The organism is Luteolibacter arcticus (assembly GCF_025950235.1).
In the GTDB taxonomy this organism is placed as follows: Bacteria; Verrucomicrobiota; Verrucomicrobiia; order Verrucomicrobiales; family Akkermansiaceae; genus Haloferula; species Haloferula arctica.
The window spans coordinates 369,545-387,795 of the sequence record NZ_JAPDDT010000004.1 but is presented as its reverse complement, the minus strand read 5'-3'; the positions used below and the strand labels follow the sequence as shown (position 1 = coordinate 387,795).

The 18,251-nt window shown below is 63.0% G+C and carries 12 protein-coding genes; 5 read left to right on the top strand and 7 right to left on the bottom strand.

Annotation, left to right across the window (positions count from 1 at the left end; genetic code table 11):
* Nucleotides 1-6: 6 nt before the first annotated feature.
* Entirely contained in the window at nucleotides 7-159 is a 153-nt protein-coding gene (locus tag OKA05_RS12450) for a hypothetical protein (protein WP_264487471.1), read from the bottom strand.
* A 399-nt stretch (nucleotides 160-558) separates the two neighbouring features.
* Complete coding sequence (locus tag OKA05_RS12445; protein ID WP_264487470.1) at nucleotides 559-1,893, bottom strand: C39 family peptidase; 1,335 nt, start codon at nucleotides 1,891-1,893, stop codon at nucleotides 559-561.
* A 204-nt stretch (nucleotides 1,894-2,097) separates the two neighbouring features.
* Between OKA05_RS12445 and OKA05_RS12440 the strand changes: the two genes are divergently transcribed.
* Nucleotides 2,098-2,451 (top strand): hypothetical protein, encoded by a 354-nt coding sequence (locus OKA05_RS12440; protein ID WP_264487469.1) that lies wholly within the window; start codon nucleotides 2,098-2,100, stop codon nucleotides 2,449-2,451.
* 116 nt (nucleotides 2,452-2,567) lie between these two features.
* Here the strand turns inward: OKA05_RS12440 and OKA05_RS12435 are convergent, their stop codons facing one another.
* From OKA05_RS12435 to OKA05_RS12415, 5 genes are all read right to left on the bottom strand, one after another.
* The gene (locus tag OKA05_RS12435) at nucleotides 2,568-3,458 is read right to left on the bottom strand and encodes a thioredoxin family protein (RefSeq protein ID WP_264487468.1); all 891 of its coding nucleotides are present in this window, start codon (nucleotides 3,456-3,458) and stop codon (nucleotides 2,568-2,570) included.
* A 38-nt stretch (nucleotides 3,459-3,496) separates the two neighbouring features.
* Complete coding sequence (locus OKA05_RS12430) at nucleotides 3,497-5,560, bottom strand: hypothetical protein (protein ID WP_264487467.1); 2,064 nt, start codon at nucleotides 5,558-5,560, stop codon at nucleotides 3,497-3,499.
* A gap of 3 nt (nucleotides 5,561-5,563) precedes the next feature.
* Nucleotides 5,564-7,852: a DUF6288 domain-containing protein gene (locus OKA05_RS12425; protein WP_264487466.1), complete on the bottom strand. Its 2,289-nt coding sequence runs from the start codon at nucleotides 7,850-7,852 to the stop codon at nucleotides 5,564-5,566.
* A gap of 85 nt (nucleotides 7,853-7,937) precedes the next feature.
* Entirely contained in the window at nucleotides 7,938-9,386 is a 1,449-nt protein-coding gene (locus OKA05_RS12420; protein ID WP_264487465.1) for a polysaccharide deacetylase family protein, read from the bottom strand.
* 253 nt (nucleotides 9,387-9,639) lie between these two features.
* Entirely contained in the window at nucleotides 9,640-11,253 is a 1,614-nt protein-coding gene (locus OKA05_RS12415; RefSeq protein WP_264487464.1) for a glycogen synthase, read from the bottom strand.
* A gap of 378 nt (nucleotides 11,254-11,631) precedes the next feature.
* Here OKA05_RS12415 and OKA05_RS12410 point away from each other — a divergent pair, with 378 nt between their 5' ends.
* From OKA05_RS12410 to OKA05_RS12395, 4 genes are all read left to right on the top strand, one after another.
* Nucleotides 11,632-12,975, top strand: a complete 1,344-nt coding sequence (locus tag OKA05_RS12410) for a glycosyltransferase (RefSeq protein WP_264487463.1) — start codon at nucleotides 11,632-11,634, stop codon at nucleotides 12,973-12,975.
* 33 nt (nucleotides 12,976-13,008) lie between these two features.
* Nucleotides 13,009-14,226 carry a glycoside hydrolase family 57 protein gene (locus OKA05_RS12405; protein WP_264487462.1) on the top strand — a complete coding sequence of 406 codons (1,218 nt, stop codon included), beginning with the start codon at nucleotides 13,009-13,011 and terminating at the stop codon, nucleotides 14,224-14,226.
* A gap of 108 nt (nucleotides 14,227-14,334) precedes the next feature.
* Entirely contained in the window at nucleotides 14,335-15,009 is a 675-nt protein-coding gene (locus OKA05_RS12400) for a hypothetical protein (protein ID WP_264487461.1), read from the top strand.
* Between the two features lie 418 nt (nucleotides 15,010-15,427).
* Nucleotides 15,428-18,232, top strand: a complete 2,805-nt coding sequence (locus OKA05_RS12395) for a hypothetical protein (RefSeq protein ID WP_264487460.1) — start codon at nucleotides 15,428-15,430, stop codon at nucleotides 18,230-18,232.
* Nucleotides 18,233-18,251: the final 19 nt, after the last annotated feature.

Below are 18,251 nucleotides of genomic sequence, written 5' to 3'. Positions count from 1 at the left end.
ATGCGTTCAGGGCGGTGCTGGCTTGTAACTCGGGCCGCACAGCCTTTCGACTTCCTCGGCCATCGCCTCGTAAAGCCCGAGCCGCACGCTGCGGTGCAGCATCTCGCGGAACAACAGCGCGGCTTCCCGCTCTTCGCCTTGCAAGAAGGCCTCTCTCAATCTTTCGTCAAATACGGTGGTTGGTTGGTTTTGGTTTCGCAACCCCACGCTGTCGCGTGGGACCAACCAGCCACCACCCTATTCTAACGATCTGAGGGACATCCCCGTTGCTGGCGGGGGTCCCTTCAAGGACGTGGCAAAAGCCGTGCGGGAACTTTTGCCTATCTCGATGCCTACTTATAACTCGGGGCGATTGCATTCTTCACTCGGCCAGCGGAGCCCGAACCGATTCGAGGCCGGGCACGCGTTAGCGCAATAAGGGACCAATGGTCCCAAAATCCGTTGCACCTCAAAGCGCCGCACCCCACATAAGATCTCCCGTTGGGAGAACAAACCCTGGCTGGGGTGACCCGGCGCTTCCTGCCGGGCGTTTATGAGTCGTCCCTTGGGAACGGAAGATCACTTGTTCGGCACCATCGAGTACATGGCCATGGTCATGCAGTAGGCCTCATCGGCGCGCATGGCTTTTTTCTCATGACCGTCGCCCCATGAGTCCGTGTAGTAGATCTGGTGCTCGTTGGCGTCCGGCGAGGTGAAGTTATAGCCGATTATCAGGCGCATGTGGCCACCGTAGCTTTGCGGCAGGCCTTTCTCGGGGAACATGCCGAGGTAGAGCGTCCAGCACAGCGGGATGCCTTGGTCCACGTATTCCTTCACCTTGCGCTCGAAGTGTTCGTAGCCCTGCTGGCCACGCTTCATGTCGCGGAAGGTCTCCTTGTGGGCATTGAACCAGAACTGGCGGGGATCGACGTAAAAGGCATCGGTATCGATATCGATGGTTTTGACGCCGGCCTTCTTCGCCGCGGTATTGTAGCTGCGGAGGTCGCGCTCTGCTCGCTTGTCGTCGTAATCGATGTGCTTGAGGGTCCGCAGGTGGATCTTTCCGGTGACCCGCTGGAAAGCTTTCTCCATGTCGTCGCCGGAGGTGCCGCTGTCGCCAGTGTTGGCGATCTGGGCCATCTCGTGTTGATCCACGTTGGCTCCGAAGTAGCGGGCCACGCGCTCGACGCTGGCGACGACGCAGTAACCCTTCTGGCCCTGATCGACCATCGGAACGCCGTCCACCCAAGTGAAGCCCTTGTCGTCCTTCTTCACGTTGGCAGCGAAACTGTCGCGCCGCGCCATCTTGGTCGGGGCGTTCTTGGTGGCGCTGATCGAGGCGAAGCGCAGGCGGATGAACTCCGCGCGCTTCTCCGAGCGATTCATGCTGCCTTCCAGGAGCACGGCGGTGTCGCCCTTCTTCCAGACCCAGCCTTCGAGTGCGACGGCACCCTGGATGTTGCGAACCTCGGAGCGGACGGCGAGTTTTTCATCCAGCAGGCCCTTCCATTCCTTGAGCTTGGCTTGGTAGGTCGCGGCCGGGATTTCGCCGTCGTCGCCGCGGTTGAAGAGCGAGACGGTCGCCTCGCCGGCCTTGCCTTCGCGGCCCCGGACGATCACTTCGCCGACCTTCTTACCAAGGAGCTGGTAAGACTCGGGGTCCGCGCGCAGGCCGTCTTTGGCAGACGAGAGCCATTCCATGCCCTTGAGGATGCGCCGCACCGAACCGGTCCCGGTTTGCTTGATGACTTCCGGCGCGGGCTTGGTGGCAGTTTGCAAATCCTCGAGCGACTTCGTCCACAGCCCTTCGTCGAAAAGCACCGTATCAAGCGAAGTTGCGGGAATCTTGTTCTTCTCTTGCGCATGGAGCGGCAGGAGAAGCGTCGTGGCGAGGAGGGCGCACAAGGATTTCATAAGTCGAGCGTGTGATAGTGAAAGCATTCTTGTCCATCTTCTGTTCCCGGAAAATTCGGCCGGTTGTGGAATTGACTGGCCGAATTCACGAGATTTTCACAGAGCGCCGCCGGTTTGCGACAAGGGGGCGGGGAGAGCGGGATACGATACGTCGGGCGGGGAATCGGATTGTCAAAAACCGTGGGATTGGTAGTTCAGCAGGGGATGACGCAAGACTCCCGAGAAGCTTTGATCGAGGTGCTTTTCCTGGCGCTTTACCTGGACGACCATTTGTCGCTGGCTGAGGACGGCGTCTTGACCAATGCGTTGGACTCGATCGGCTGGGAGTCGCCGCACCCGCGGGAAATCTGCATCCTGAACGCTTTTTCCAGAGCGCGCGAAGCACATAGCTGCGAGCTGAAGACCGAGGAGTTCCTGTCGGCCCGGGCGGAGGTGATCAAAAAAGCCGGTGAGGAAGCCACGGCGCTGACTTGGCTCTACAAGGTGCTGGGTGCCGACGGGATCTCCGTCACGGAGGAACGCTATTTGAAAAAGCTGGAGAAGCGCTGGTTCGCGTGAGGTTTGGGCCTAGCTCACGGGCCGGCTGCGGCCGGACGAATTGGAAGGGCGCTTGGATTGCCAGCGTGTCCGGCTGAAGCCGGGACTACTTACACTTCGGGTCGTCACTGCGGGGATTACTTCTCTTTTGAGAGCATCGCGAGGTAAGTCGTGGCGGCGGTGCCTAGTTCCGACTTGGGGTCGAGCTTCTCGATCTCCTTGAGCACGCCGGCGAGCCCGGACTTCTTTTCCGGCCAGCGCTGGTAGAGGGCGAAGCGGGCGGCGAGCGCTTCCTGGCGCTGGGCCTTGGTGAGCTGCGGCTTCTTCAGCCAGCCGCCGATTTCCTCGTCGGCTTGGGTGAACTTGCCGGCCTTGCCTTGATCCACCGCGAGGTCGAGCAGCTTGCGGCCGGGAAACGAGTAGCGCGCCAGTGCGCCGGAGCGATCCTCCGGGTCGGCCTTCTTGATCTCTTCGATCACCGGCTGGTAGGCGTTCTTCGGTCCGGCGCCGATGCCGAGCAGGTCGAGCCCGGCGGCGAGTTGAGCGGCTTTTTGCGGTCCGCGCATCCCTTCGGCCTTTTGCCACAGGTCGTCGCGCTTCTTGCGGACGTCGATGGCGCGCTGGATCGCTTGCTCGGGCCGGCCGAGTGAATCGAGCTCCGGCGTTCCCTCTCGCACGGCGACCAGCCGGCCGTCCTTGTCGAAGAGGGCGATGGCGGGAAGACTGCGTGGTTTCACCGGGCAGGCCTCGTTGCGTTTGGCGAGTGCCTCGTCGGCGGAGGAGGGGCTTTCCTTGCGGTCGATGTCGACGAGCAGCAGGTCCTTTCCGGCCGACTTTTCGAATGCTTCGGTGGTCCACAGTGCGGCGAGCTTCTTGCCGGGCGTGCACCAGTCGGAGCCATGGAAGAGCACGGCGATGTCCTGGCCGCCGGACTTTGCCTTTTCCACCGCGGCGGGGAAATCGGGCAACCGCTCCGCGGCAAGCAGCACCGGGCTAATTACGATAAAGATAGTAGATAGGAACCTCATCGGTCTTGCTTGGAACTTGGCACTTCTGACTTGGCACTTTATTGCAATCGTCGTCCGTAGGCGTGGACGGCAGAGAGGTGGAAGACCTCCTTGCGGTCGTCGTCGCGCTCGACCTTCACCCAGCCGACGCGCGGGGCCTTGCCGGCGAGATCGATGCGCCAGGGGCCGCCGGGCTTCTCGGTGCGGAAGACTTCCTGCCAGCTTTGCCCATCTTCGGAGATGGAGACCTTGATCGGCACGAGCCGGCTGGCGTTGTAGCCCGTGGAGGCATCGGCGACGACGATGCCGGAAAGTTCGCCGAGCTTCGCCAGGCGGACCACCACGTGAGGGCGTACTTCCGAGTCGGTGTGGAGACGGCCGCCCTTCGCTTCCAGCACGGCGGCGTGGCTCTCGGGTGCGTCCCAGTTGGAGGTGGTGGAAAGGCGGATCAGTCCTCCCGCGGAGAGAAGTTCGCCGGGGAAGGGTTCAAGCGGGGGCAGCTTCGGTCCCTCTTCCACGGCCACTGCCTTGGCGAGAGCTTGGAAGGCATCGACATTGCCGGTCGCAGCAGCGGCGAGGATGGCGGGCCGGAGTGCCTTGCGAGTCGATTCGCCAGCTCCGCCACCGGTGGAGAGTCCGCGACCGAGTGATTCATACCATGCGGTTTCGCCCCCTTTGCCGAAGCGTTCGCTGCCCCAGGCAACGACGGGTGCGAGCCAGTCCGACTTCGATTGCATCGAGACGACCTGCTCGAAGAATTCCAGCTCTGCGGAGGGCTTGCCTAACAGCTTCGCCTGTTCATCGAGCGCCTTGGGCAGATCCCACATGACCGGGCCCTTGTGGGCGGCGATCGCGTTGTGGAAAGAGAGCAGGAAGGGAATGCGTTCGTCCGCCGGGACGGCATCGATCATCGCGGCTTCGATTCCCTTTGCCACGTCCCACGCGGCTTCGGGGTAATCTGCAAGGGCAGCGAGCGCGTCGTCGTGGACCTTCTTCCACGCCATCGGTGCCGGCTTGCGGACATCGCGGAGCCAGGCGACGAATTCGGACCAAGCCGGTTGGTCGAGCGGCTGTGCTTTCAGGGCAAGCAGGTAGGCCTTTTCCGCGAGTTCCGGATTCTTGCCACGCAAGGCCCGTGCCTGCCAGAGATGAAGGGAACTACGATCCGTGGCGTATTTCTCGCCGAGCACTTTTTCCTGCAGGACGAGTTGGGTCCACGTCCTTCCCCACAGCGAGGTATGTAGGCCTCGCTCCCACGAGAGCGAGTAGGCGGGAGTCCATTCACCCGCCGCGGTCCGCACCGCATAGGCACAGTGGCCGGGCTCGCCCATGGTGATCGCGGGGATGCCATTCGCACGCGCTGCGGTGGCACCGTAGTGGGAAAGCGAGCCGCAGACGCCGCCGACCTCGCGCACGCGTTCGGCGTGGATCATTTTCTCGAAGGGCGCGTAGTAATTGCTGCCGTGGATGGAGTCGCCGAAAACGTTTTCGAGCCGGTAGGGAGCTTGCCAGCAGGCACCGGTGTAGTCCTTCACCGGGAGCTTCACGTGGTCGCGCAGCCAGACCAGCGATTGTTCACCCCAGCCGCTGTCACCCGCCCAGCCCCCATTGCCACCGGCGGAAACGACGAAGCGCTTTTCCCAGGTGGCGAGCGTGTCGAAGACCGGGTGCAGCTTGCCGGCCTTCCGCGAGTCGCGGAAATAACGGTAGCGCTCGTCGGCCTGGTCTTCCGGCCAATCCTTCCTCGCATACATCAGCGCCACCGCCGCGGCGGTGGTAAGTTCGTGGCGGTCGGCCATGCCGGAGCGGTCTTCCTTCCACAGCGCCTCGGCGATCCGCAGCATCTTCGCGGGATCCTCCGGCAGGGGGCCGGAGAACATGAGCTCTTCTAACAGCGGCCCCTGCATGTCGCGGAAGAAGGTGGAGCGCGGCCCGTTGGCGAGGGCCTTCCATTCCTTCGGTCCGAGCGCGCGTTCGAGTTCGGCCAGTGCCCATTGACGGCGCGTGGCGGTATCCTCGGCGCGGACTTCAAGAGCCGCTTCCGAGTCCGGCAGGGAGACGGCGGCGAATCCCGCGGCGGTGAGCGCCAGCGGCAGGAAGTACGAGAAATATCGTGGTTTCATCGATCAATCGTGGGCGCTGCTGGCGAGGCCGGTGAGGTGAAGCGTGCGGCGCGGGCCTTGGAGGACCAGCGCGTAGGTGGCGTTGATCAAATCATCCTCTCCCATGTAGGGAGCCCCCATGTGCGGGGTGGTGAAGCGCAGGCCGTAGCCCGGTTCCCATGCGAGGGAGAACCACCAGCCGTATTCGCGGATGATTTCCTGATAGGCGTCCGGTGAGGCGAGATTCAGACTCAGCAGGCCCCATGAGCCTCCCGGTTCGCCATAGGCGTGGCTATTGCGGAGCCACGGGTGATGGCCGCGCATGAAGCCGGTCATGGCATCGCGCATGTCGGGCCGCTGGCGACGCAGGTGGCAGGTCATGGCGAATAACCCGCTACGCGACCAGAATTCCTCCGTGTCCTTGTAGGATCGATTGTAGCCGAGCGAGCCGTGGCCGCCTTCCTTCGGATCCGACCACGCCATCTCCATGTAGGGACCGAGCAGCTCCCAGATCCCGGACTTCATGCCGCAGCGCTGGGCCAGTGCTTCGAAAACGAGAAGGTGGCAGGCAGGCGCGACCAAGGCCTTCTCTTCATACGGCAATCCACTTGGCCCATGGCCTAAGGCCGGTACGCCCCACGCGGACTTGTGCTGTCCCTTCACCGCCCAATCGCGCAGGGCTTCCAAGTTCGGCAGCACCTGGCGGTCGCCGGTGCGGAGGTGCCACTCGCTGTAGAGGATGCCGGCATAGGCCCCCGCCCAGAAGCCGAGGTTCCCGTAGTCATCGGGCTTCTTGTATTTCTCCATCGCCCACTCCACGGCACGCTTCACGCGGCCATGGTATTTCTTCTCACCGGTCGCCAGCAGCGCCAGCGAGGAGAAGCAGGTGCGGATCATGTCGCCGGACCACGAGCCATCCTCGTTCTGGCTGTTCTCTAGATACACTAGCAGCTCCTTCAACAGCGCCGCGGCCTCGGCATCGTTTGCCGGATTCATGGTGGTGAAGGCCTTGGTCCGCGGCAGGTCGAAGGCGAGTTCCACCGGCTTGCCCTCGCGCAAGACCGTCAGGGAGATCGTCTTCTTGCCTGCCTTCAGTGCTGCCTCGGTGGCGCGCCCGAGCAAAGCCTCGTGGCTGCGGTGGAACCACTCCCAGCCGGGATCTAGATCATTCACGGCGAGCGGCTTGCCCGCGATTGCGACGATCGCATCGCCCGCCTTCAGCTTCGCCTTCGAGGCCGGCGAACTCCTTCGCACTTGCATCACCGTGAGCACCGACTGCTTGTGCTCGGTCAACGCGTCGAAACCTAACAGACCCGCGCCGAGCTTGTCCGGTCCGGTGCCACCATTCGAGCGGCCATAAAGTTTATCCGTCGGCAGTTCATGGACGCGGCTGAAGTGGGGGACGCCGACGATCACCGAGGCACCGCCACTCTTCGCAGTGACGCGCAGGCCGAAGCTCTTGCCGATGAGTTGCTTCATCAGCTCGTCCGGCAATTCCAGCCACGCGCGGGAATTGGCCAGCACGGCCACTTCCTTCTTCTCCGGCAGCTTCACGCCCATCGGCTCGATCTCGCCACCGGTGCCGAAGCCACCGCCGCTCCAATCGCTCTCGATGACGAAGCGGAACGCATCCACCGTCAGCGGTGCGGAAAACTTCACGTCCAGCGGCTTGCGATCGTTCGCGAAAGCCTCGTCAGTTTCGCCGGCCTGAGCGGTTTCCCACGCGCCGCCTGGCTTGCGGATCTCGACCCGATACTTCTTCGCCACGCCATTGGTGAAGCCGCCTTGGCGGGGCGTGTAGCGAACGCCTTCCAGCTTCTGTGGAGTGCCGAATTCCAGACCCGCCCAATGCGGCGGCTTGGCCTGATCCTGGCCGTGGCGCGAGTGCCAGTCGGTCTTGGGATCCCCGTCGAAAAGTTTTTCCGCTGCCGCTCCGCCTTGCTCCGAGGAGGTGATCACCGCCCATGCCGCCCGTGGCACCCGGCCGGTGACCAGCGTTTCCGCCGAGGCGAAAACCTCGCCACTGCGGGGATCGAGCGCATCCAGGACCAGCGCGCCTTTCGCGCCATCGGCCGTGCCGTGGGCATCCACGGAAAGGATGCCCCGCCACTTGCCGCCGATGTCCTTTTCCTTGTCCGTGAAATCCGGGACGGTCACCGGCGCCGCTGCCGATTTGCCGGCCTCCAGCAAGACCCCTTGCTCACCGCCGGGAAGTCGCCAGCCCGCCTCCGAATGAAAAGGCTCCACATTCAAGGGCGCGGCCCATGCCGGCGCGGCGCAGAGCAGCAGAAAAGGGGAGTAGCGGAGCTTCATGGCGGTTAAACGCCATAAAAGCGGTTTTTGTTTCGGATTCCAGACGTAAAAAGACGAAATCAGCGCCTATTTTGGAATTCGGAAGCTAGAAATCGTTCTTCAGGACCTCGATCGCACGGCGGCACAGTTCCCGCCCGTAGTCGGTCCACTGGCCCTCGCCCCAGTAGCGGTAGCAACTGGTCTGGCTGCAGAGCAGGTGATAGAGCGCATTCTTATAGCGCGGATCCGATGAGGGCACGCCGGCCTTGGTGATCTTCTCTTCGAAAAGGGCGGAGGCTTCCTCCATCGGGCCGAGCACGTGGTCGTAGCCCTTCACCCAGGAGATGTCGTTGGTCCAGCTCCCGCCGTCCATGTGGAAGGGCTGGGCGTGCTGCTTGCAGTCTTCGATGATCTTGGCCAACGCTTCGGGGCCACCGCCATTGGGCATGCGTTCCCAGATCTTCTGCTGCATCGACGGCTGGACGGCGGTGAAGTCCGGTTCGCCGATGCCGAGCGTTTCGAGGTATTCGAGATACTCGGTGACATTGACCGCCGGCGTCTCGCTGTCGGTCGCCTCGTTCATGGCCTCGAGGAACTTCGGCGGGAACTCGTTCATCATCACGCCGCCGTTTTCCCCGTCGGCAATCTGGGTCACGAGACGCGGCACGGTCTTGCCCTTGAACTCGACGTTGGAAAGGCTCTTCGCCTCGTAGTAGGGCTGCATCTGCGCGACCAGCTTGGTGTCGCTGCCCTGCGTCTTTATGATGGCGATGATGCTGACCTCCTCGCCGGAGGAGTTTTTCGCGACGAGGCGGTGCGGGAAATGCGGGGCGCTCAGGCCGTAGCCGGTGCCGCATTCTTCCACTGTGTGCTCCTGGACCAGCACCCAGCGGTAGCCGGCGTCCTTCAGCGTTTTCACAAACTCGTAGCAAACGTCCGGGTGATTCGGCAGCGCCATTTCGGAGGGCGAGAAGCCGCGCACGCGATTCAGCGCCTCATGGCCGAAGAGCGCGGCGAAGTGGTTCTGCCACGCCTTCACATGGAGGCGGAAATCCTGCACCGGGGTCGAGGGCGCGACCGCATGGCCCCACGGCGCGCCGAGCCATTCGACGCAGCGGGAGTAAGCCGGGTTGCTGGTCAACGGGCGGAGCAGGTCGATCACCTGGGTCGCGCCCATTGAGACAAGACCGTCGAAGAGACATCCGGAATACTCCAGCATCACGCGCGGCTTTTTCCCCTGCGCGACGAGCTGCGGGACGAACTCGCCGATGCGCTTGTAGCACCACTCGAAGACCGGGGCGTTGTGGTTATCGCCGGTGCCCTGGTTCTCCATCATGGCCTGGAGATTGCCGATCACCGCGGCAGTGCGGAGGTCGCCCCCGCCGGCCGGGATCAGCGGCTGGTGCATGTGGAGGGCGACGGAGAAAGCGGCGCGAGCCTTGCCGAAATCGATGTCGCTGTTCGGCAGGGCGACCGGGTCGCTGTGGGCCATGGTGGCGGCGACGGCTTCTTCATCACCGCAAATCTGGGGAATCTGGCTTTCCAAGGTGGGCATGGGATTGAAAGGGGTTGGGAAGCGATGACCCTAGCGGATTTGTCGCGAAGGGAAATCGGTTTCGTTGCGCCGGAGAAGATTGTGAGCGGGATGCAGATACGGACCAACGCGCCCGGGGCTCATGGAGTGCTGCGACTCGACGCAGCTTTCCCCACCGAGGCTTGCCGAGGTGAGGTGGCGGATGGGCAAGGGTGCTTCACGGCGACAAGTCGCCTGCCGGAAAGCGGTGACAAGTCGCCGCAGTCCAAGATGCTCACGCCGCGGGACGCGAGCGGGTCGCCATGGACGTCTGCAGCACGGGCTGCTTCGCCGCGGGACGCGCTTCGGTCTCGGAAAGAACTTCATCGAGCTTCGCTTCGACCAGCGGCCGGCCGATCAGGCGCTCGTAGATCTCGGCGTAGCCATTGGTGAAGCGGGCCGGATCGAATTCGCGGCGGCTCTGGCGCATGATGCGGGCGATCTCGCGCTCGCGGATTTCCTGCGGGCGGAGGTGGAACCACATCGCCTCATCGATCGCCCAGCGCAGGCCGGCGGCGTTCGGGTCGTTGAAGGAGAAGCCGTTGCCGGTGGAGTTTTCGGAATCCAGCCGTCGCACCGTGTCGCGCAGGCCGCCGGTGGCGTGGACAACCGGAAGGCAGCCATAGAGCGGTGCGATCATCTGCGGCAGGCCACAGGGCTCGAACAGCGAGGGCATCAGCATGTAGTCCGAGCCGGCGAAGGCCAGCCGCGCCAGGCGCTCGTCGAAGTCGCGGATCGCGACCCGGCGGTGCAGGTGGTGGTGGTTGTTGATGTGATGCAGGATGTGCTGGTGCGGGCCATCCGCCACGACCACGATCTGGAGCTTGCGGTCCCAGTAATCCGAGATCGTGCGTTGGAGAATTTCGCAGAGGAGCTGTGGGCCCTTTTGGATGGGATCGAGGCGCGACGGCCAGAAGAAGATCGCGGCCTCCGGATCCTCATCGAGGCCGAGCTCGCGCTGGAGGGCGAGCTTGTTGATGGCCTTGCCCTCCACGTGGTCGACGTCGCCATAGGTCGCCTCCAGGGAGGGGTCCGACTCGGGGTCATACGACGGGTCGGGAGAATTGAGCACGCCGGTCGCGCGGCCGGAGCCCATCTTCTGGCAGATCTCGCCGCGCAGGAAGGCCCCGCCGTGATGCTTTCCCTCGGCCAGCTCCTGGAGGAATCCCGGGCTGACGGTGGTGAGGTGGTCGGCGGCATACACGCCGGTGCCCAGCATGTGGACCGGCACGGTGGTCCGGCACTGGTGATAGTGGCCCGGGGGGCGCAGGAAATAGAGCTGGTTCCAGAAATCTGCCGCGCCGATGCCGGCGGCCTCCATGCGCTCGAGCGTTACGTCGCGGCTGTGGATATTGTGGAGCGTGAACAGGCACTTGATGCCACGGCGCTTGGCCATAGCGGGTACCAGCCCAGTCATCCAGTCATTGCAGTGAATGATGTCCGGCTGAACCTTCGGTACGATCTGCTGCATGACCTCCCGCTGGAACACCAGCGAGGTATGGAGGCACTCGTGCGGGTTGTGGCTGTAAACGCGGTCGAGATTGTGGAAGGCGAAGTCGTCCGCCAGATGGATGCGCTGGTCGCGCGGGTGGACCGACGTATTAATGATCTCGTCCGGAAGCCGCCCGAGGTGGTCGCGCTGGAACAGCCGGCGGAAATTCGGCATCGCCACGTGGACCTCCGCGCCGAGATCGACCAAGCCCGAAACCAGCGCCGCGGTCGCATCCGCCAGTCCGCCCGCCTTCGCCCGGATCAGGCCGGCACCGGGGCCGAGTGCTGCGGGCAGGTGGGTGATTTCCGGCGTGACGATGAGAATGCGCGGCGGCTTGGCGGACAGATGATCGGACATGGGGCGGGGCGACGGAAGAGGCTAAGGGGGGTGGATGGTGAGCGCGGGTAGGATAGAAAGGCAAGAGTGCGGGGCACAGGCCACCCGAAACGAGTGGCGATATTGTGAATAACCCGAATCAGCAGACGGCGTGCCGACCTGTCATCGCAGGCTGGGTAAAATCTCGTAGGCGAGGGATCGAGATAAATCAACTAACTGTTGGAGTCATTAGGTCGCCGCGTACGCGATCCGCGTAGGCAGCGATTTTTCTCCAACGCATTCAAGGACCTGAGCCTTGCGTCACGGGAAAGGTCTCGACTTTGGCCCGGCCATTGCTCACGACGATCACAGCTCGTCAATGACCTGTGGATGCAGGCATCCATCGGCCTCATTCCCTCCATGAATCGGATCCGTGTTCTCAAACTGGGTTGGGAGTTCCCCCCGTTGATCAATGGCGGCTTGGGGATTGCCTGTCTGGGTCTATCGCAAGCCTTGGCGAAGCACGTGGATCTCCAGGTGATTGTGCCCCGCTCGGCTCCGGAGGCCGACTTCAAGGACTTCAAGCTGACCGGCCTGAACAACCTGCGGACGGAGGACTTGCAGACCGTCGAGGGCAAGTATCACTACGAGAGTTTCGCCCAGATCCAGCGCGTGCCGATTCATCTCGATCCCTATGACTCGGATGAAACGACTGCTTCAACGATCGTCATGCAGCCCGGCGGCGAGATCCGCTTTTCCAAGACCACGCGCAACCAGCTCGAGCAATTCAAGACCGGCGAACTCTACGGGTCGGATCTCGGCACCAAGGTGATCGAGTTCTCCAAGGTGGCCGCCAAGATGGCGATGCTGTTGGATTTCGACGTCGTCCACGCCCACGACTGGATGACTTTCCTCGCCGGCGTGGAGGTGAAGAAGGCGACCGGCAAGCCGCTGGTCATCCACGTCCACGCCTCCCAGTACGACCGCGCCGGAGCCGATGCCCGCGGCTGGATCTACGATCTCGAAAAATACGGGATGGAGCAGGCGGACGCCATCATTCCCGTGAGCCGCTACACCGGCCAGATCTGCGCGGGTCACTACAACATCGACCCCGCCAAAATCCACCCGGTCCACAACGGTGCGGAGCCGGTCGAGGCCTTCGTCACCAAGAAGCCGTTCCCGGAAAAGCTGGTGCTCTTCCTCGGCCGCCTGACCGCACAGAAGGGTCCGGAGTTCTTCCTCGAGATTGCGGCGAAGGTGCTGGAGAAAACCCGCAACGTCCGCTTCGTGATGGCGGGCACCGGCGAGCGCCTCAAGCCGCTAGCCGAGAGCACCGCCTTCCGCGGGCTCGGCGGCTACATGCATTTCACTGGCTTCCTGAACAAGGAGAAGGTCAACGAGCTGCTCTCGATGACCGACATCTATTGCATGCCATCCGTCTCGGAGCCGTTCGGCCTGTCCGCGCTGGAGGCCGCCCAATTCGGCATCCCCGCGGTCATTTCCAAGCAGTCGGGAGTGGCGGAGGTGCTGAAAGGCGCGCTCAAGGCCGACTACTGGGATGTGGACGTGATGGCGCAGCATATCATCGATTTGTTAGAGGATGACGAGTTGCGCGAGCGCGTCGTCAAACAAGCGGAACAGGACATCGCCGCCGCCACGTGGGACGCCGCCGCCGAAAAAGTGGTCGCGATTTACGAGGAGCTGGTCGCGCGTCCGCCGCAACCGCCCGGGTCTGCCGACCCGCTGAGCCTTTTCCGGGACTGACGGCAAGCGGTCCCCCTTCCTAAGCCCCGAGCCATGCCTCACACCTGCCTCTACTTTCAGGTGCATCAACCGAACCGGTTGATCCCTTACGACTTTTTCCGCATCGGCCAGCATGCCTTCTATGAGGATGATGGCCTCAATGCGGAGATTCTCTCCAAAGTCGCGGAGAAGTGCTATCTGCCCGCCAATGCTCTCTTCAAGAAGGCCATCGAGGAGACCCATGGCCGGTTCCGCATGACGTTGTCGATCAGCGGCACGGTGATCGAGCAGATGCAGCACCACCGGCCCGATGTGCTGAAGTCGTTCCAGGATCTCGTCGCCACTGGCAGCGTCGAGCTGTTGGCGGAAACGTATTATCATTCGCTGGCGATCCTGCATTCGAAGAAGGAGTTCGAGCGGCAGGTCGAACGGCACCTTGAAACCCTGGAGTCGGTCTTCCACGTCCGGCCGCGGGTCTTCCGGAATACCGAGCTGATTTACAACAACGCCATCGCCGCACAGGCCGAGACCATGGGCTTCGACGGCATCATGGCCGAGGGCGTGCCATGGGTGCTCAACGGCCAGTCGGCCAACCACGTTTACCGCGCGCCCTACGTCACGCGGCTGAAGACGATGTTGCGCAATGCCTCGCTCTCCGACGACCTGGGCTTCCGCTTTTCCGACAAGAACTGGAGCGAATGGCCGCTCACGCCGGAGAAGTTCGCCGGTTGGGTGAAGAAGGCACCTGGCGATGTGGTGAACCTCTTCATGGACTACGAGACCATCGGAGAGCACCACTGGAAGGACACCGGGGTCTTCGAGTTCTGGGAAAAGCTGCCCGAGGCCATGCTCGACGAAGGCCTCCACTGGGTGACCCCCGGGGAGGTCGTCGATCTCTTCAGCGCCACCCGCGAGTATGACTGCCATTGGCCGACCTCATGGGCCGATGCCGAGCGCGACCTCAGCGCGTGGACCGGCAACGTGATGCAGCAGGAGGCGATCGCCAAAATCCACCGCCTCGAGGAGGAGGTGCTCGCGGCGAAGGACCCCGACCTCGCGCACGTGTGGGCGAAGTTGCAGACTTCCGACCACTTCTACTGGATGTCCACGAAGGACGGCACCGATGGCAGCGTGCACCAGTACTTCTCGCCGTATGGCTCTCCCTACGACGCCTACATCTACTTCATGAACGCGCTCGGCGACTTGCAGGTCCGGCTGCGGCGGATCCGCGAGAACCGCGAAGCCGAGAAGGCCCGGTCCGGCGGGCTTTGAGGCGCTTGGAATGGTGCTCCAATCCCATGCGGGCTACCACTCCTAAGAAGGGTGGCTTGCCTGATCGATCGGCGGCTGCTTGAGTCGGCCGATCCACCAGATCACGGAATGAAGCGACTGATCCTTACCACATGCCTTCTGCTTCTATCCCATTTGGCGGCTGCTTCTCCGGCAACCGATCTCAAAGGAGCGGCGAATGACGCGATGAAGGAGTTCTTCAGCAATCTGAATACCTTTGGCACCTCTCAAGTGTGGAATGACTTTTCTTCCGTATCAAAGGAACGCTATCGCGTGGTGTTTCTGGAAGATTTGGCAGCGGGGAGGCAGGGACTGCAGAGCAATTTGCTTAGGGACCGGGGTTTCTTTGAACCCCTCGAAGAGGTGCGCGGCATGAGGAATCAGGAATTCTGGGATCGGTGGATTTCAGATCAGGCGGCACGGGAAAAAAATACCAAGCCGGCTCTGTGGAGGGATCAAGACGCCACTATTCCAAAGTTCTCCGTCGTCACCGTCGCGCGTGAGGAAAGTCGGGTTTATATCGTGGTCGAGATAGAGGAGGGAGGTAGTCCGGTTGTGGGACCAGGAAGCCTGCACCAGTCACTGTTCGACCCGTCGATGCGGCACATGACTACCAAGCTGCCGGAAAGTGACTTGAAGCTGATCGAGGGCGCGAAGTTCCTGCATCTCTATACGGCGGTGATTGATGGCGAGAGGATCAGACTCGACATTCCGAAAGACGTATTCTTTCGGGCAAGTTTGAGGCGCATGAAGCCGGAGCGCTAGGGAGCTTCGCGAATCGATGTTCGTTGCGGATTTCCAAGACTCCGGAGGCCCTGCTTGATCGGCGCGTGGTTGAGGGGCGCGACTGCAAATCGTTTCGCTCGGGATGATATTTTCCGTCTTCTGAAACTGACCTGCCGGGGTGAGGCTTCAACGCTGTAGGTTGTTCACAAGTTGTTGGGAATTAATTCACAGCGGTTAGAGGGGATAGGCAGGTGTCGGAACCGTGGCGGCGATGTCGGACGGCAATCTTGTGGCCTCCTAACTGAGGTTCTAATCCACGCAGCACGATCTGCCGTTCTCGCTCCCAATTTTTCCGAATCCGTCGTCGGAAAAGCCCGAAGGGAACGAAACGGCGGATTGGTTCCCCCTGACTGAGTGACCGGCTTATCGTCCCTCCCCCGACGAGAGTCCGTTGGATATGACCCCGTCCGAACTGCTTATCCTCTGCTTCTTCCCCCTGTTGCTGGCGCTGGAAACCCAAGCGCGGCCCCCCGGAGAGCAGTCGGGCGGGAAGCCAATCGAGTTGCGTGCGACCGAGTGGGCGGGAATCCGGGCGGCACGTGAAGCGGCCCGCCATGCGATCGTCCGGAAGGCGGACGGCAGTTTTCTCGCGCCGAATCCCGGCCAGCGGTGGCAGGCGAAATTCGATGACGCCGGCTTCACGGTCGCGCCGGACCACGGGAAATGGACCTGGGGGCTGGCACTTTCGGGAGCGTCCCGCGGCGCGATTCAAGTCAAGGGCGGCAATATCACTCACCGCCGAGACGACCGGATCACCGAGTGGTTCGTCAACGGCCAGCACGGCCTCCAGCAGGGGTGGACCGTCCATCGAGCTCCGGTGAAAGGCGGGCTGCGTCTGCAATTCCACGTCCGCGGGGGCCTCAAGCCGAAGATCGACCCGGACCGTCTCGGCGTCGTCTTTCAGGATGGCGACGGTCTCGACGCCGTCACCTACCGTGGCCTGAAGGCGTGGGATGCCGATGGCCGCGACTTGCCCGCCCGCTTCAAGCTGAAGGGTGCACGTCAGCTTGTCCTTACGGTGGACGACGAGGGAGCGCGCTATCCGGTGACCATCGATCCGATTGCCCAGAATGCCTATGCGAAGGCCTCCAATACCGGCAGCGACGATGGCTTCGGCAGCTCCGTCGCCGTCTCGGGAAACACCGTTGTGGTGGGCGCGCCGTTGGAATCGAGCAACGCCACCGGCGTGAATGGCAATGGCTTCAACGACTACGCGCCTCGCTCCGGAGCGGTCTACGTCTTCGTCCGCAACGGCGAAACGTGGACCCAGCAGGCCTACCTCAAGGCCTCCAATACCGGCGAGGGCGACAACTTCGGTTGGTCCGTGGCGGTTGCCGGCAACACCATTCTGGTGGGTGCCTATCAGGAGGACAGCAACGCAACCAACGTCAACGGCGGAGGCGCGAACAACAATTCCCCGGCGTCGGGCGCGGCCTATGTCTTCACGCGAAGCGGCACCAGTTGGACGCAGCAGGCCTACCTCAAGGCATCGAATGCGGGAGCCGGAGATCTCTTCGGCTCCGCGGTGGCCTTGGCGGGGGATACCGCGATCATCGGTGCGAATCGTGAGGCAAGCCAGGCGACCGGAATCAATGGAGATTCCTCTAACAACTCCGCCTATTCCTCCGGTGCCGCCTACGTCTTCGTGAGAAGCGGCACCACCTGGACCCAGCAGGCTTACGTGAAGGCGTCGGACACTGCTGCCGGAGCCGAGTTTGGATCCGCACTCGGATTTTCCGGCGACTCATTGATCGTCGGGGCCCCCCTGGCGGCCAGCGGGGCAGGGGCGGCGTACGTCTTCACCCGCAGCGGTGTCACTTGGATCCAGCAAGCCCGCCTGCAGGCCTCTAACAGCGCCGCGTCTTCCTGGTTCGGTCAGGCAGTCGCCATCTCGGGAGATACGGTCGTGGCCGGAGCACCTGGCGAGGCAAGCAATGCCACCGGGATCAATGGCAACGCCGCCGACACCGCCGCGCCCGGTGCCGGCGCGGCCTATGCCTTCACCCGAAGCGCTGGCACGTGGACGCAACAGGCTTACCTCAAAGCTTCCAATACCGCGGCCAGCGATGGATTCGGCCGCACGCTGGCGCTCGAAGGCCCCGCCCTGGTCGTCGGCGCGCCGGGCGAGGATAGCGCGGCGACGGGCACGGATGGCAATCAGGGCGACAACACCGCCGCGTCTTCGGGGGCCGTGTACGCATTCTGCCGGGTCAATGGCTTGTGGGGCCAGTATTCGTATCTCAAGGCCTCGAACACGGGAGCCGGCGACGAGTTTGGCAAGGCCCTCGCGCTTTCCAGTAGCATCATGGTCGTCGGCGCGTCACGCGAGTCGGGCAATGCGTTCGGCGTCCAAGGCGTCCAATCTAACAACTTGGCCCCGTGGTCGGGCGCGGCCTACCTGTTTTCCACCCCGGCCATGGGCATCCCGGAGATCGCCATGTGGCATCTGGGGGTCGAGCTTTCCGACGGCGGGCCGAACATTGCCCTGGTGCCAGCTGCAAACGGCAGCAGCGTCATCTGTTCGGTGCGCATCCGCAACAACGGCACCGAACCGTTGGTGCCCGGAATCCCGGTGATGAGTGGAGCGGACGCGGAGCGCTTCTCCATCAATGCCGCCAACCTGCCGGAACAGCTCGCCGGCGGTCAGGAAGCCACGTTGGTAGTGACGTTCAGCGCGCCCTCGACCGGCAGTTATCAAGCGATGCTCAACGTGCCGAGCAACGATGCCGACGAGTCGCCCTTCAACATCCCGTTCTCGGCCAGCACGATGACTTCCGCCGAACTCTACGCCACGTGGGCGGCGGCAGAAGGGCTGACGGGACTCGATGCGCCCGCCACGGCGGTTCCTTTCCATGATGGCGTGCCGAACCTTCTCAAATACGCCTTCAATCTCGATGGCGACCATGCCGATGTCCGGGCTCTAACACCCGGCACCGGGACCGCCGGGCTGCCGGTGTTCCGCTTGGTCGGCAGCGGGGAGCAGGCCGTCCTGCACGCCGAGTATCTGCGCCGGGTTGGCAGTGGGTTGACCTGCACGCCGAAGGTTTCGACCACCTTGGAGCCCGGTTCTTTTGTTCCGATGACCGGGACCGTCACGGTCGCTCCGCTCAGCCTCGCCTGGGAGCGCGTGATCGTGGAGGAGCCCTGCAATCCGGCGACCACGCCACGGATCTTCGGCGTCGTGGAAGTGACTCTTCCTTGAAGTGCCGTGCGCGGCACTT